The following is a 15150-nucleotide window of genomic DNA, read 5'->3' as shown; positions in this document are numbered from 1 at the left end:
GTGTAAAAGATCGCTCCTCCGATCCACCACCAGCTATTTGACAGCTCCGCCGGACACAGCGGTAACAATGTGTTTTTGAAACAGAACATAGACGATGATCACTGGTAGGCTGGCAAAGACTGCCTGAGCCGTTAGAAAGCCAAGACCTTCACTCTGCGCAAAGTTGGTTTGACTGGAAGCAATTCCGACGGTCAGCGTGTACATTTCTTTGTTTGTCGCAGAAATCAGAGGCCACCAGTAATCATTCCATGCATGAAGGAATGTAAAAATACCGAGTGTTGCCTGTGCCGGTAATGTCAGCGGCAACAGAACCCGCCAGAATATTTTAAAGCGCGACGCGTGATCAAGAAGCGCTGCCTCATCAATTTCGGGTGGAATAGCCTTAAAAAACTGGGTCATCAAGAAGACACCGAAAGGTGCTGACAGACCCGGCAATATCAAGGCCTGATAAGTATTATGCCAACCGATCCATGTGAACATCTGATGGCGAGCGATAATGACCGCCTGTTCTGGTACCGCCAATCCAAACAATACGATAACAAACAAGACTTTCCGAAATGGAAACTCAAGCCGGGCAAAAGCATAGCCAGCCAATGATGAGAGGACCAAAACACCGAAAGTCATACCAACTGCCACGATGAAACTGTTTCCGAGCCAGCGGAACACCATGCTGGATTGGCCAATGTCAGCGTAGTTGCGCAAGGTATAGGGGAAGCTGAATACGGCTTCAGATCCCAAGGCAAGCTCCGCATTTGCCTTAAACGATAAACCAACGACCCACAAAAACGGCGCAAGCATGATGATCGCGAGCACTGTTACACCAATCAGAATAATCCGATCATTACTCTTGTTGGATGTGATCATGATCGCCCCTCCTTGCGTCGGGTTACAAAATATTGCGCCATCGCTGCGAGCAAAATAATCATGAACAAAACTTCTGACGCAGCAGCAGCTCTACCGATTTCCCAGCGGACAAAACCTGTTTCGTAGATATACATAACGATCGGACGCGAGGAGCCAGACGGACCGCCATTGGTCATCAGCAATGCCTGACCAAAGAGCTGAAACTGCATCACAATTTGAATGATCGTTACGAGAATGAGCGTTCGCATAATTTGAGGTAGCGTTATGTGTGTCAGAACACGACGATGCGATGCATTGTCCAATGCCGCCGCTTCGTAAATATCGCGCGGAATCTGCTGCAACGCTGCGAGAAACAACATCATTGGCAATCCGATGCACCACCATACTGTCGCGACACCAACAGAAAATAGCGACCAGCCCGATGTAGATAGAAACCCTATCGGCTCTAAACCCAGTTTGGAAAAGATCATCGCCATCAGCCCTTCATTCGGGATGAAGACAATGCGCCAGATAAGTGTCACAATAGTAACAGACAATACCGATGAGGCGAAAAAGGTGCCTCTTAATATGGAGGATAGACGACCTGGTCTGTTGAGTGCCAGCGCAAGCCCTAGTCCGATAACTACAAGCGTTGGAACCGAGAAAACTACGAAAACGACGGTGTTGCGTAATGCCTGAAGGAAGACGCGATCATTAAAGAGACGCTCATAATTCCGAAGCCCTACAAACTGTCCGGGTGCAAACAGGTCTACCTTTAGCAATGAAAGCCACATGCCCCAAAACAAAGGGACAACAAGCATGCTGATAAACATCAACATGAATGGCACTACAAAAAGAGTATTACTGTGGCGCTCTTTCATGCTGCACCAACCTTAGCCGGTATAGCCCTTCCATCCTGAGCAAACAGATGTACAAAATTCAAATCTGGCTTCAGATAAATTTCGTCTTTTGCTCTGATCAAAGTCCGACCATCGGCCTGCGCGGTTAACTGGGATCCATCGTGCAGGCGTGTATAAAGCAGGGTTCGTTCGCCCAGTCGCTCAACAATCTCGACTTTAGCCTTTACACTGTCACTTTCCTCTGGGGTAACAACCTTCACGTCTTCCGGACGAACACCCATCGTTTCAATTATTGAACCCCCTTCACGCATAGGAAGGCGAAGAGCCCCAACACCGCTGACTTTTATGCTCGTCCTGTCATTGTCTCCCTGTGCTGATAACACGGGCAGAAAACTCATCGCTGGCGTCCCAACGAACCCGGCAACAAAACGTGTAGCAGGTCGTTGATAGATCTCAGTTGGTGTACCAATTTGCTCTATTTTGCATGCATTCATCACAACAATACGGTCAGCAAGCGTCATCGCTTCTACCTGATCGTGGGTAACGAAGACCATTGTCGCACCAAGCCTTTGATGTAAGCTTGCGAGTTCAAGGCGTGTTCGACCGCGCAGCGCAGCATCAAGATTGGAAAGCGGCTCATCAAACAAAAATGCTTTGGGTTCTTTGACAATCGCGCGACCGATAGCAACACGCTGACGCTGTCCGCCCGAAAGCTGTTGTGGCTTTCTGTCCAAATAAGACGCAATTTCAAGGATTTGAGCAGCACTGTTTACACGTCGCTCAATCTCACTTTTTGACGTGTTGATATTTTCAAGTCCGAATGACAAGTTCTGCCGGACGGTCATATGCGGGTAAAGCGCATATGACTGAAAAACCATGGCCACGTCCCTTGCGCCGGGTTTGAGTTCATCAATACGCTTGCCACCAAGATGAATCTCTCCAGATGACAAAGTCTCCAAGCCCGCGATCATGCGAAGCAAGGTTGACTTTCCGCAACCCGACGGCCCAAGAAATGCAACAAACTCACCAGCATTAACGTCCAATGAGATGTCATCGAGAACCATGAGGTTCCCGAATTTTTTTGTAACGTTTCGTATTTCAATCGCTGCTGACATGCTTTGCCTCCAGACGGATCATCCGGTAGCTAAGCGGCAAAATACGCGACTTTACGCGACCATCGCGAGCAACTGTACCTTCACCATTTTCCGGCCCTACAGCCTCCCCTTGCGGGCTGTTCACTGCTCGAAGTTCAGGATGAATGATGACCTTATCTTCAATCACCTGCAGATCCTGATAGCCATCAAGTGTGATATTAAAATCGATTGCTTCATTTTCATGGCGATTGACGACAAACAGAGTGATGCCTGTATCATTCTCTACTGCCGAGACATCAAGATATGGCACGCTATCGCAATACTCTGACTTATAGGTTGGGCATTCTACATTCAGGCGCAAGGCTGTACCGCGTCCATACTTTGATGCGAAGAGAAACGGATAGAAAATGGTCTGCTTCCACGCAGGTCCACCCGGAACAGTCATGATAGGCGCTATAACATTGACCAATTGAGCCAGGCAGCCAATCCGCACCACATCGGAACGACGAATGAAGCTGTTAATAATACAACCTACCTGCAAAACATCTTCAAAATTATAGATGTCCTCCAGCAGTTCTGGTGCATGAGGCCAACCATCTCTACCTTCAAGAACTTCACGATCAGCTTCGCGGGAGTGATACCAAACATTCCACTCATCAAAACTGATGTAGACATTTTTCTTTGAACGTTTTTTTGCCTTCGTAAAGGTTATAACGCCGGCAATCGTATCGATGTATTGTTCAAGGCGCGCATTCTGGGCGAGATATTCGGCAGTATTTCCGGCATGATTTTCGAAATACATATGCAGGCTGATATAGTCGACAACATCATATGTATAATCAAGAACAGTCGCCTCCCACTCTGGATATGTAGCCATTTTGGGTGATGACGATCCGCACACAACCAGTTCAATTGATTTATCGAAGGCACGCATCGCTTTGGCAGTTTCAAAGGCTATTCTGCCATACTCATCAGCAGTCTTTTGACCGATCTGCCATGGTCCATCCATTTCATTGCCCAAGCACCATAGCTTTACGTTCCATGGTTCGCTTTGTCCGTTCTTTTGACGTAAGTCTGACCAGTAACTTCCACCGGGATGATTAACATATTCCAGAAAATTCCGTGCCGCATCAAGGCCGCGCGAACCCAGGTTCACAGCCAGCATCATCTCAGTGCCAGCGGCTTTTGCCCAATCTGCGAATTCGTGAATACCGACTGCATTACTCTCAGACGTATGCCATGCGAGATCAAGGCGTACGGGGCGTTCCTCTTTCGGACCGATACCATCTTCCCAATTATATGCAGATACAAAATTGCCGCCGGGATAACGAACGACTGGCACGTCCAGCTCTCGAACTAAATCAAGAACATCTTCTCTGAAGCCTTGTGCATTTGCTGTCTTGTGATCCGGCTCATAAATACCCGTATAAATGGCTCGACCAAGATGCTCAATGAAAGAACCATATAGACGCGGATCTATTTCCGCGACTTTGAAACCGCGATTTGCGGTAACATCTGCACGCATTTTAAGTCTTCCTCCATAATATCAGATAATCTGATATATATCTCCTTTGTAAATACTGTTATGAAGAGGAAGTTACGTCAAGAGCCTTTTCTCAATCAGGTCCGCACACGAAGCTTAATGCCTTGATTATAATTACCAAATTCTCGACCAAAAATATTAACACCACCTGGGTTTTTGGCCGTATCGGAAACTCCGATACGAATCCTGATAGAACGGTGATCCTTCAACCCAAGGTCATCAATAGTTACATCAGACATTCGCGTCCCGTCGATAAATGTACCGGCATTGGTCACGCGCCATGACTTTAAGACACCATACTGGCTGCCATGCAACTTCCACCAATCTGGCGTATATTTTCCGCGTTGATCGCCGAAATCCCCTGGTGATGTCCAGGTTGCGAGCTTCACGCCGTTGAGAAAAACATCGATATCGGATGGCCATTCTTCTGACGTTCCCGGAACTTCTGAAGAGAGCTCCAATACAAGCTCCAGCTCTGATATGTTTTTACCGTCGATGCGCGCATTATTAGGAAATTGATAGTCCACATAACCGCGCGTAAACCAAACCAATCCTGCCTTCATGCGCTCTGGGTTGAGGAATGTGTCAGGATTATCAAGGTATCCAATGATTTTCTCGTCAGAACACATTCCGCACGGCGCAGTGACATCAAATCCCGTATAAAGCCCGACCGGCATTTCGACTTCAATCCAGTCATTGCCTGACTTATCAGCCTCAGTATTAAAAACCAGCATGACTTCTTCATGCAGAACCTTACAGATCTTTTGACTGCCTTTGCGTGCCTTACGCGTTTCAGTCTGGATCAACCCGACTTCTTCAAGCATCGAAATGTTGGCCGATACGCTGGACTGCGGTTGCCCAAGACGATCAGCCAGCTCGTTGACATTCAAAGGCCCTTGATTATGTAAAATTTTCAATATTTCCAGCCGGGCCGCCGATGCGAGTCCACGCAATACCGGCAAAGCATCATCCGCTGTAAGAATAAGAAAGTTTTGTGCCATGGCCGCCTACTCAATATATCGAATATTTTGCTTTATATATATATTTGTCGATATATAAAAGCCACAATGACCATTGACGATACGGTTTGGACGATAATGCAAGGCTCTGACCCTCGGGATCGTTCAATCACTTCTATGACAGCTATGCAATCAAAGGACACATCGGCTTCAAAGTGAACTGGTGAGGAACAACGCATAAAACAAACAAAGCTCCCGGAGCAAATCCGGGAGCCGGTAATGTTATCCATAGTGTATCATGGCTGTGACGGATTCATGCAGACTGGCTACTTTTGCAGTTCATGATTTTTAAGGAGGATCGAGATTAAGAGCGCAACCTTTGAATGCCGAGTTGCTTTGCCTTTGATCACATTACGATGCGCAAATGACAGCGTGACTGCAACAGTAACCAAACCTGAAAATGGCGATATAAGCACTGCATATGGCATCTTAGCTGTTTGCTGAACTAAGACGCCATATTTGTTTAACATATTTCTGTCGCCGGAAACTACCTCTTATGTTCAAGGCATGTGCCGACGAGAAAAGTTACCTATTAAAGTTTGCTCGCGGCCTTCTCGCATCTAAGCAGCATTCCATAAAGATCGCGTGGCTCATCGGGATCGGCCAGCATATCAAGCTCGTCAAACAAGCCGGTTTCGGCGAGCTTGCTGCGGACATAACGAAGTGCAGAAAAATCTTCAATCGCAAAGCCGACGCTATCGAACAGGGTAATCGCCCGTTCTGACGAGCGGCCTTGAATGCCACCAGTAATGACTTCCCAAAGCTCCTTAACCGGATAGTCGGCATCAAGCTGCTGGATCTCACCCTCAATGCGGGTCTGCGGCGGGTATTCGACAAAAATGTCGGAGCGCAACAGGATATCCTTGTTCAACTCTGTCTTACCGGGGCAATCGCCACCAACGGCATTAATGTGGACGCCAGGACCAACCATATTGTCGCTCAGGATCGTTGCATATTGCTTATCTGCTGTCACAGTCGTGATAATATCAGCGCCTTCTACAGCTTCCTGTGAGGTGCCAAAGATAGAAATTGAAAGTCCGGTATTGGCGAGATTACGTGCACAGCGCTCACTGGCAGAACGGTCAATGTCGAAAAGACGCAGGTTTTCAATGCCGACAATCGCTTTGAATGCCAGCGCCTGAAACTCACTCTGAGCGCCATTACCGATGATGGTCATGGTCTTTGAATCAGGCCGTGCAAGATGCTTGGCAGCAACTGCCGACATTGCGGCGGTGCGAAGAGCCGTCAGGATAGTCATCTCGGTCAACAGCATCGGATAGCCATTACCAACATCAGCCAAAACGCCGAAAGCGGTTACGGTTTGGCGACCTTCCTTCGTATTCTTTGGATGACCATTGACATATTTGAAGCCATAGAGCGTACCATCGCTCGTTGGCATTAACTCAATCACGCCTTCATCCGAATGTGATGCAACGCGCGGTGTCTTATCGAACTGTTCCCAGCGGCGGAAGTCTTCTTCAATCACCTCGGCCAGTTCTTTGAGGAAGGTTTCAACACCAATGGTCAAAACCAGCTTCATCATATTATCAACGCTGACGAAAGGGACGATGTTCAGCTTTTCAATGGTCATATTATTAATCCTCTATCGGATGATTTAGTGCTGAACTTCAGGCACGCTTCGACAAAAACTCTTCCGCGATCATCGATACGACCTGCGGCAAGACTTCAAATGCATAAGGCGCATGTACGCGTTCCAGCTTCTGGTGGAATTCGCGTCCCCAAGGGCCAATATTCACAACAGGGAACTGCAATGCATCGTTTGCCGGATGATCCACTAAACGTGCGACAGGTGTATTGAGCGAAACGAGATCCTGACCCAGTGTCGCCTGCCCCAAGAAACTCATATCTGAAATTCCCTGGAAATAAGGCTTCCAGACCAATGCCTGATCCGCAAAATTTGCGAATTGCTGCATCGTCGCGTCAATCGCCTGTTTGAATGCGCGGTCATTGACCTGCTTTTCATCTAGATGGCTTGCAGGATAATGAAGACCGGCAAAGCCGACTACAACTGCTGGACCAGACAGATGAGCCACACCCACCAACCATTCAGTTAATTGGCGGCTGACGGATAAAGGATTATCAATATGCGAAAGGCGCTTTTCCTGCTCGCTGTAAAGTGCCTCAAACTTGTCACCTGCAACTTCGGCAGCCATCAACCGTAATTGCTCAAATGTGATGAGCTTAGGTGCAGCCGGAATTGCACCTGCACGTTTGCCGATCAGCTTGCCAAAAGCTTCAGACTGGGCCGTAAAACGCTCAACCGCTTGCGTGGCGCCTGCCAAAACTTCACTCTTGAAACGCTCAAACAGTTCTTCTGCGGTCATGGCATGGTAAAGCCAGTTTAGTGCAATCCAGAAGCGTTCCGGTGTCGTCACCTCATAGCCATCGCGCAAGTCTTTTGCTTCAAGGCAGATTGGTGGTGGCGAAATATCATTCTCGTCACGATCGGCAAGAGCAGCGTTACCCTCAAAGCGAGCCAGAATACCAGCGGCCATAGCCTGTGCACTGACGCCTTCATAAGGGTAACTCGCATGCGAACTCAGACCAATAACCAAGGCAAATGGAAGCAACTTACCAATGGTTCCGGCATAAACGGCGCGGCCTTCCTGACCGTCACCCTGATCAGACGTCACATCGAGATTGATAGCTGCTGCAATTTCAATATCGAAGTCACGCGCAATTGCTGGCAGCGCATTGCGCATTGAGCGCATACCACGGCTTTCGCGCTCTTCATCCGGTGTGAAAACAAGCAGGAGATTACCGCTGCGATCTTCATCTTCGGCAAATTTTTCTGCGCAAGCGATACCAACGGCAAGGCCGCTTTTCATATCAAGCATACCGCGTCCAGGAAGGAAATTGCCGCTTAGCAGATCTTCCAATGCGCGCTCTTCCTGTGCAGAGCGTGAGCGCTTGGATAAATCCGCAATCAACGCATCTTTAAGTTTGAGGCTCTCGCAGGCAAGGGATTTCAATTCGTGATAATTATCCGTTGCAACCGTATCAAAATGACCTGCCAGAGCAAGTGTTTGCTTGCCCTTACCGCGCACCAGTGCGACGACATTATGCGTCAGCGGATCACCATGGCTGGCAACGGTACGGATATTGTCTGGGTTCTGCTGAAAGTATGGGATTTCCTTCAATACAGAAACCAAATGGTCGGAGAATGTCGCTTCGCCCGGCGTTCCGGTTTCGCTATTCCAGCCAACCAGACGCAGCGCCAGCTCTTCGACATGCTGCGCATTAATATGGTTGTGCGCCATCGTTACGGCGTTGGACGCGCCGTTTGCAATATTCGCAGTCATAGATCAAATCTCCTTTGATCGAAGCGTGTTCGCGATCAGCGCAACACGCCTATAAGGCATTAATTTCAAATTTTAATGAGACAGATGCTTACGCAAGAATGCGCGTGTGCGCTCTTCCGTTGGATTGGACAGAACCTGATCAGGGGAACCTTGTTCGACAACCACCCCGCCATCCATGAACATCACATGGTCACAGACTTCAGCAGCAAAACGCATTTCATGTGTGACGATCAGCATGGTCATATGTTCACTTGCGAGTTGTTTCATGACTTGGTTCACTTCTTCAACCAGTTCGGGATCAAGTGCTGAAGTCGCTTCATCAAACAGCATCACTTTTGGCTGCATAGCCAATGCGCGGGCAATCGCAACACGCTGTTTCTGACCGCCTGAAAGCCGAGCGGGGTAGGAATGGCCCTTATCGACAAGCCCGACCTTCGCAAGCAGACTATTGGCACGTTCCAGTGCATCAGCTTTCGACAAGCCCTTCAGCTTCATCGGACCAACCATGATATTCTGAAGAACAGTCAGATGTGGGAACAAATTAAACTGCTGGAACACCATCCCCATTTCCTGACGGATATGGTTGATGTGCTTTTCAAAAGCGCGACCCTTTAGCGGGCGATTGACTTGATGCCCATCCAGCCAGATTTCGCCACTGTTGGTTTCTTCCAGCATATTGATAGAACGCAAAAGCGTGCTTTTGCCTGAACCACTGGGTCCAATAATAGAAACAATTTTGCCTTTAGCTACAGTCAGATCAATGCCTTTCAGCACTTCAATATCGCCATAGGATTTTCTGATCTGACGCAGTTCGATCATAGGGGTCGGTGTGTTCATCGGATAGCTTCCGCTTTCTTGGCCGCTTTACTCAAAACCCACTCCATCAAAAGATTGACGAGGTAATAGAGAACGGCTGCAACGAAGTAGAACTCAAAAGGACGGTAGGTTTCACTGATGCCACGTTGTGCACTCAGCACCAATTCCGTGATGCCAAGCACCGACAAAACGGCTGTGTCCTTGAGCAAGATAATGCTGTTATTTCCGACTTGCGGTAACGCAGTCAGGATCGCCTGTGGGATAATGAAATAGCGCAGCGATGCGCCGCTTCCAAAACCGAGCGAACGTGCAGCTTCCATCTGTCCCTTATCAACGGCTTGGAGTGATGCACGGAAAATATCGGCATTGTAAGCCGCATAGTGCATACCAAGGCCAAAGACGCCGGTCCAGAAAGCTGGAACCATAATGCCAATCTGCGACAGGCCGTAATAGAGCAAATAAAGCTGCAAAAGCAGTGGCGTCCCCATGAAGAGAAACACAATGCCGCGTATTGGCAGGCTGATCAGTTTGGGTGCATGCAACGTTACAATCGCAATGATGATCCCCAACAAAATACTAATTAAGCCAGCCAGCAGCGTTATTAGAACCGTCCAGGTCAGACCAATCAGCATCAGTTCGGCATAGGGCGGAACAACGGTAAAATCGAGACTCATGCCCCTGCCCTCTTGTCTGCACTGAAGTAGATTTCAAGGCCGCGAATGATCACGGAAATGACGGCGATAATCACAATATATGCTGCCGCTGCCACCGCAAAAACCTCAAACGGCTTATAGGTTGAAGTCACAAAACGCTGCGCAGTGTAAGTCAATTCAACCACGCCAATCGTGGACACAAGCGCGGTACTTTTTGTCAAAATAACCGTGTTCACGCCGAGCGAGCGGATCATCAAGGGTGCAGCTTGTGGCAGAATAAAAAGGCGCATCGTTCCAACACGACTAAAGCCAAGCGAGCGTGCCGCTTCATTCTGCCCCTTATCAACGGCCAGAATTGCGCCGCGCATGCCTTCAGACATATAGGCGCCGATATTGAAGCCCATTGTAATCACGCCAGCAACAAAGGGCGTGAATTCAAAGCCGAATTGCGGTCCGCCGAAAAAAACGAGGAACAATTGTACCAGAAGCGGCGTACCACGCATGACGCTGATATAAGCGATTGCGATCCATCGAACGGCTGCATAACGCGAAAACTTGGCAATCACCAACAGGCTGGCAACAACAAGACCAATCAGCAATGACACGACAGTCAGCTCAACTGTGACCCACCCTGCCTGAACAATGAAGGGAAAAATCCGCTCAATGAGTGCGATATCCATCCTTCAACCTTTCTGCTCCAACTCAGGAAGCATCTGCCATATCTGATCAATCCGGCAAGGCGCCAGAAGATGCATATGACAAAGTTTAGGAACGAAAGCATTCTCCAAACGATTGCCTGACATTGTGTCAAAGCCAAAAGCTGGGGGAAGCTTGAGCGGCATCAACAGTGATGTCGCGTTTATCGAAGGTGGAGCGGCTAATAAGCCGCTCGCAACCAAGTTTAAGATTAGCGGATATCCGCGCCGATCCACTTTTCAGAGATGGTTTTGTAGGTGCCATCTGCCATCATGTCATCGAGAGCTTTCTGCATGGCATCGCGCAGCTCTGGATTGTTCTTGCGCACGGCAATACCAATGTCGTAGCGCGGCAGCTGATCGTCCTTAACCTGATCGATTGGCGCATTGCTTTTGCTAATTGCAACAAGCACCGGAACATCGTCAGCCACAACAGCATCAATGCGACCAGAACCGAGGTCTAGCAGCATCTCTGGCAGGCCTTTATAAGTGCGGACTTCATATTTGCCCTGCTCACGAACCCACTTTTCGGAAGTTTCGCCGAGCGTCACGCCAATGGTTTTGCCTTCAAGCTCATTAAGCGACTTAACCGCATCACCCTTACGCACAAACAGCGCCAGACCGGAACGGTAGTAAGGCCCGACGAAATCGATCGCCTTCTTACGCTCGTCAGTAATGCCCATCGATCCAACGATCGTATCAAAACGACCCGTGACCAGACCGGCAATAATACCATCCCAGGCAGTAGTTACGATTTCAGGCTCTGCCTTCAGGCGGCGCGCAATTTCAGAACCGATGTCAACGTCAAAGCCGACGACCTGATTGTTTTCATCAACGAAGCTGAAAGGTGGAAACACGCCCGAAAGCGCAATTGTCATTTTGCCGTTCTTCTGGATCTTTTCCAGATCATCAGCTTTTGCCGCATGTGCGGAGAAAGAAATGCCAAGCGCAACAAGCGCCGTGGAAATAAGTCTCGCCATTTTCATTATCAACGTTCCCTACGAAAGCTCCGAACGGAGCTGTTGACGCAATTTTCACAGCCTTGTAACCGGCCTGAACGGGGAATAATACCGCACTCCTCCTGCTTGCAGCATTTTAGGAGTCACTTTTACATTCCCCTTGGATGAAATCATTAGCTACAATCTCATTGACAAAAAAGAATATAAAGTGATTATTTTTATAATAAACTGACGATTTAATCAGAAATAATTACGAAAAAGAAAGTGGGAACGATGGACGAACTCGATAAGAGACTGATTACAGAATTGCGCATCAATGGTCGTGCGTCCGTTCCACAGCTGGCAGAACTCCTCGGCGTCGCGCGCGCGACGGCTCAAAAACGCCTCGACCGCTTGATGGCCAATGGTGACATCAAAGGTTTTACGGTGCGCGTTCGCGATGACATCGGAAAAGACCAGATCCGCGCCTTTATGCTAATCGAAATGTCAGGTGCATCACTTAAGTCCACCATTGCCGCAATTAAGCGTGTTCCCGGACTAACCAGCCTGTGCAACACCAATGGCATTTGGGATGTCATCGCCGAGCTCGAAGTCTCAACCATCTCCGAGTTGAATGAAGTCATCTCTACAATTCGTTCACTTCAAGGTGTGAGCAAAAGCGAGACTTTCATCATGCTCGGTCCTGCATAATCACAAAAAGTCTTAGCTGCGGGCAGAATCCGCAATATTCCATTGTAGGTTAGCGATTAATTCGTTCGCATTTTTATTTACAGAATACACGAATGCCGACTAAACCTATAATTGCAGAATTTCGGGGGATAACTTCATGCGACGGCACGCACTGACGCTAATTCGAAACATTTCGGGGATTGGCCTTCTTTTTGGATCAGTACTGTTTGCTGCTGCGTTAACACCGAGCTTGATACCTCGCACTTTTGAAGTGCAGGGCGTATTGTCTGGAATCGCTTTCAGCGCAGGTTATGGTATCGGCGTCGCGATCCGTAATCTTTGGCAGTATCTCGAATTGCCAGTTGCGGATCAATATCTTACTAAGATTTGGAAGGTATGCGCCGCTACAGTCTGCATCGTTATCATGCTTGTAGCTCTCTATCATGCCGCTGACTGGCAAAACGCTGTCAGGCGTGTAGTTGGAATGGAAGCAGTCGATAGCGCTTATCCTCTGAGCGTTACATGGATTGCTATTGTGTGTTTTGGCATTCTGTTATTTTTGGCGCGGGGATTAATTCGGCTAGGACAGTTCATCATAAGCAAACTTAAACGGCTCTTCCCCCCCAGAGTTTCTATTGTTATCGGCGTTTTTTTAACAATTTCGCTTATCTACACGATCACAAACGGCGTGCTGATCAGGTACTCATTCCAGGTAATGGACAGTTCCTTTCGGCAGTTGGATGCATTGGTGGAGCCTGACAGACCGCAGCCACTGATCGCAGAACGAGCAGGAAATCCACAGTCAAAACTGGATTGGCGGAAATTGGGACGCGCTGGCAGAGAGTTTGTGGCCTCCGGACCAACGGCGCAGGAAATCAGCACTTTTACGCAGCAAGCTTCTGTTGAACCTATACGTCTATATGCCGGCTTACAGATAGCTGAAACGCCTGAGCAAAGAGCATCATTATTGCTGGAAGAATTAATCACGCTTAAAGCTTTTGAGCGGGATGCATTGGTTATCATAACTCCCACAGGTACTGGTTGGGTCGATCCGTCGGCGATTGATGGACTGGAGTTTTTGCTGAAAGGCAATGTTGCCAGCGTTGCGTTGCAGTATTCCTATTTAAACAGCCCACTCTCCCTGCTATTTCAACCCGAAAACGGGCTTGTCTCGTCGGAGGCTCTGTTTAGAACAGTTTATAACTATTGGAAGACGCTACCTAAAGAACAACGCCCCAAGCTCTATCTTCACGGACTTAGCTTAGGTGCGTTCAATTCACAGCGCTCAATTACATTCTTCGATGTTCTGAGTGATCCTATAGATGGCGCAGTATGGAGCGGCCCTCCTTTCCCAAGTGAAAAATGGCGATCGCTGACAAAAGATAGGGCACCCGGTTCGACCGAATGGCTTCCTGTTTTTCAGAACGGACGTTTTGTGCGTTTTATGAATCAATCAGGAGCGCCCGACGGAAACACCCAGCCGTGGGGCGATCTACGCTTTATATATCTGCAATACGGCAGTGATGCGATTACCTTTTTTGACAAGAGTTTGCTTTATCGAGAAGCCGATTGGATGAAATCACCACGAGCACCGGATGTATCACCAGACCTTCGTTGGTATCCGATTGTAAGTATGCTTCAGTTGCTGATTGATATGCCTTTAGCCGATACCGTGCCGATGGGATATGGTCATGTTTTTGCACCCGAACACTATCTTAATGCCTGGTTGGAAGTCACTGGCATAGAGGGCTGGACTGATGAGCAAATTGTAGCGCTCAAAGCACTGCTAAAACAACGCAGCATGCATGGCGACGGTTATGAGGGACGCGGCGGTTAGGGGCTTTAAAGTCAAACTGCGAACGTATTTAATATTTTTGAAACGGTAAAAGAATGGCTGCGCTATTTGGGTTCTCGATCTTTAAGTCGCTATTGGCTTTTGCAGGCCTTGGCTTGATATTTTTTTTGGTTGGATATTTCGTATTGTTTATCCTTGCGCAACGCAAAGACTACAATCAAACAATTCCAATTGGTGCTTTCATTGGAACTGTTGCAACGGCCTGGGCGCTGGCCTTGGGTTTCGTGGCCGCAGACATATGGGCAAACTCTGCAAAAGCGGAACAGGCGACTATTGATGAAAGATCTGCTATTGAGCGATTAATTGGCATCGCTGGTTCACCAGAAATAAACGCTATCAAGATGCGAAACGCACTTTTACTATACAGAAATGCCGTAATAGATGACGAATGGACCAGGAATATTAATCTTCGTCCAGCCACTTCCGTTGAAGCTGCATTACAAACCATCAGAGACAATATACTGGCTCTTGGAAAATCGGATATTGCAGCCCCGATCGTTACGCATGTACTGAATGATTTTGATATCCTACAGGATGCAAGAAACACCAGGCTGGCAGTCGGGAAGACATCCATTGATGCGTATAAATGGTATCTCGTGCTTATTCTCACCGCAATGACCATCATTACGATTGCGGCGACACATGCAGACAGACGCCGCGCAGGAAACACCGCTCTTACCATTTTTTCTTGTAGTGCAACTTTATGCTTATGGATCTTAGCAATCCACGCAAACCCTTATCAGGGACTCGAAAAGCTGGAACCAACACTCTTATTGAATGAAGCCTCGACCAATCAATAATCTCCAGAATAGAAAATATAT

At 48.1% G+C, this 15150-nt stretch carries 14 protein-coding genes; 3 read left to right on the top strand and 11 right to left on the bottom strand.

All coding sequences use genetic code 11. From position 1 onward, the window contains the following. Nucleotides 1-33: 33 nt before the first annotated feature. The 11 genes from J2782_RS17025 to J2782_RS16975 form a co-directional block, all read right to left on the bottom strand. Nucleotides 34-864 carry a carbohydrate ABC transporter permease gene (locus J2782_RS17025; protein ID WP_310014720.1) on the bottom strand — a complete coding sequence of 277 codons (831 nt, stop codon included), beginning with the start codon at nucleotides 862-864 and terminating at the stop codon, nucleotides 34-36. After that, nucleotides 861-1724 carry a carbohydrate ABC transporter permease gene (locus J2782_RS17020; protein WP_310014717.1) on the bottom strand — a complete coding sequence of 288 codons (864 nt, stop codon included), beginning with the start codon at nucleotides 1722-1724 and terminating at the stop codon, nucleotides 861-863. Before J2782_RS17020 ends, J2782_RS17025 begins: the two co-directional genes overlap by 4 nt. Then, nucleotides 1721-2818 (bottom strand): ABC transporter ATP-binding protein, encoded by a 1098-nt coding sequence (locus J2782_RS17015; RefSeq protein ID WP_310014715.1) that lies wholly within the window; start codon nucleotides 2816-2818, stop codon nucleotides 1721-1723. Before J2782_RS17015 ends, J2782_RS17020 begins: the two co-directional genes overlap by 4 nt. Beyond that, a complete protein-coding gene (gene arfA, locus J2782_RS17010) occupies nucleotides 2802-4322 on the bottom strand; it encodes an arabinosylfuranosidase ArfA (RefSeq protein ID WP_310014713.1) in 1521 nt (506 codons plus the stop codon). The genes J2782_RS17015 and arfA overlap by 17 nt, the downstream gene beginning before the upstream one ends. Nucleotides 4323-4417: 95 nt before the next feature. Next, nucleotides 4418-5341, bottom strand: coding sequence for an ArsR/SmtB family transcription factor (locus tag J2782_RS17005; protein ID WP_310014711.1), 924 nt, complete (start codon nucleotides 5339-5341; stop codon nucleotides 4418-4420). A 550-nt stretch (nucleotides 5342-5891) separates the two neighbouring features. Continuing rightward, nucleotides 5892-6950, bottom strand: coding sequence for an ornithine cyclodeaminase (locus J2782_RS17000; protein ID WP_310014708.1), 1059 nt, complete (start codon nucleotides 6948-6950; stop codon nucleotides 5892-5894). A gap of 37 nt (nucleotides 6951-6987) precedes the next feature. After that, nucleotides 6988-8640, bottom strand: a complete 1653-nt coding sequence (locus J2782_RS16995; RefSeq protein ID WP_404989667.1) for a M20/M25/M40 family metallo-hydrolase — start codon at nucleotides 8638-8640, stop codon at nucleotides 6988-6990. A 114-nt stretch (nucleotides 8641-8754) separates the two neighbouring features. Further along, entirely contained in the window at nucleotides 8755-9519 is a 765-nt protein-coding gene (locus tag J2782_RS16990; protein WP_310014705.1) for an amino acid ABC transporter ATP-binding protein, read from the bottom strand. After that, nucleotides 9516-10172, bottom strand: coding sequence for an amino acid ABC transporter permease (locus tag J2782_RS16985; protein WP_310014704.1), 657 nt, complete (start codon nucleotides 10170-10172; stop codon nucleotides 9516-9518). The genes J2782_RS16990 and J2782_RS16985 overlap by 4 nt, the downstream gene beginning before the upstream one ends. After that, nucleotides 10169-10831 carry an amino acid ABC transporter permease gene (locus tag J2782_RS16980; RefSeq protein ID WP_310014703.1) on the bottom strand — a complete coding sequence of 221 codons (663 nt, stop codon included), beginning with the start codon at nucleotides 10829-10831 and terminating at the stop codon, nucleotides 10169-10171. The genes J2782_RS16985 and J2782_RS16980 overlap by 4 nt, the downstream gene beginning before the upstream one ends. A 227-nt stretch (nucleotides 10832-11058) precedes the next feature. Further along, the gene (locus J2782_RS16975) at nucleotides 11059-11826 is read right to left on the bottom strand and encodes a transporter substrate-binding domain-containing protein (protein ID WP_310014788.1); all 768 of its coding nucleotides are present in this window, start codon (nucleotides 11824-11826) and stop codon (nucleotides 11059-11061) included. Nucleotides 11827-12078: 252 nt separating this feature from the next. On the opposite strand from J2782_RS16975, the gene J2782_RS16970 reads away from it, so the two are divergent. The 3 genes from J2782_RS16970 (at nucleotide 12079) to J2782_RS16960 (ending at nucleotide 15129) form a co-directional block, all read left to right on the top strand. Then, a complete protein-coding gene (locus tag J2782_RS16970; RefSeq protein WP_310014700.1) occupies nucleotides 12079-12495 on the top strand; it encodes an Lrp/AsnC family transcriptional regulator in 417 nt (138 codons plus the stop codon). A gap of 136 nt (nucleotides 12496-12631) precedes the next feature. Next, complete coding sequence (locus J2782_RS16965) at nucleotides 12632-14311, top strand: alpha/beta hydrolase (protein WP_310014697.1); 1680 nt, start codon at nucleotides 12632-12634, stop codon at nucleotides 14309-14311. Between the two features lie 53 nt (nucleotides 14312-14364). Continuing rightward, nucleotides 14365-15129, top strand: coding sequence for a bestrophin-like domain (locus J2782_RS16960; protein ID WP_310014696.1), 765 nt, complete (start codon nucleotides 14365-14367; stop codon nucleotides 15127-15129). The last annotated feature ends 21 nt before the right edge of the window (nucleotides 15130-15150 follow it).

The organism is Brucella pseudogrignonensis, assembly GCF_031454375.1.
Taxonomy (GTDB): domain Bacteria; phylum Pseudomonadota; class Alphaproteobacteria; order Rhizobiales; family Rhizobiaceae; genus Brucella; species Brucella pseudogrignonensis_A.
Note: the sequence above shows the minus strand (reverse complement) of the source record. Positions and strands in the feature narration are given on the sequence as shown.

Coding starts and splice junctions, on each gene's coding strand:
- J2782_RS17020 (WP_310014717.1), bottom strand. CDS start 1,724: ATGAAAGAGCGCCACAGTAATACTCTTTTTGTAGTGCCATTCATGTTG.
- J2782_RS16990 (WP_310014705.1), bottom strand. CDS start 9,519: ATGAACACACCGACCCCTATGATCGAACTGCGTCAGATCAGAAAATCC.
- J2782_RS17015 (WP_310014715.1), bottom strand. CDS start 2,818: ATGTCAGCAGCGATTGAAATACGAAACGTTACAAAAAAATTCGGGAAC.
- J2782_RS17005 (WP_310014711.1), bottom strand. CDS start 5,341: ATGGCACAAAACTTTCTTATTCTTACAGCGGATGATGCTTTGCCGGTA.
- J2782_RS16985 (WP_310014704.1), bottom strand. CDS start 10,172: ATGAGTCTCGATTTTACCGTTGTTCCGCCCTATGCCGAACTGATGCTG.
- J2782_RS17025 (WP_310014720.1), bottom strand. CDS start 864: ATGATCACATCCAACAAGAGTAATGATCGGATTATTCTGATTGGTGTA.
- J2782_RS17000 (WP_310014708.1), bottom strand. CDS start 6,950: ATGACCATTGAAAAGCTGAACATCGTCCCTTTCGTCAGCGTTGATAAT.
- arfA (WP_310014713.1), bottom strand. CDS start 4,322: ATGCGTGCAGATGTTACCGCAAATCGCGGTTTCAAAGTCGCGGAAATA.
- J2782_RS16995 (WP_404989667.1), bottom strand. CDS start 8,640: ATGGCGCACAACCATATTAATGCGCAGCATGTCGAAGAGCTGGCGCTG.
- J2782_RS16975 (WP_310014788.1), bottom strand. CDS start 11,826: ATGGCGAGACTTATTTCCACGGCGCTTGTTGCGCTTGGCATTTCTTTC.
- J2782_RS16960 (WP_310014696.1), top strand. CDS start 14,365: ATGGCTGCGCTATTTGGGTTCTCGATCTTTAAGTCGCTATTGGCTTTT.
- J2782_RS16965 (WP_310014697.1), top strand. CDS start 12,632: ATGCGACGGCACGCACTGACGCTAATTCGAAACATTTCGGGGATTGGC.
- J2782_RS16980 (WP_310014703.1), bottom strand. CDS start 10,831: ATGGATATCGCACTCATTGAGCGGATTTTTCCCTTCATTGTTCAGGCA.
- J2782_RS16970 (WP_310014700.1), top strand. CDS start 12,079: ATGGACGAACTCGATAAGAGACTGATTACAGAATTGCGCATCAATGGT.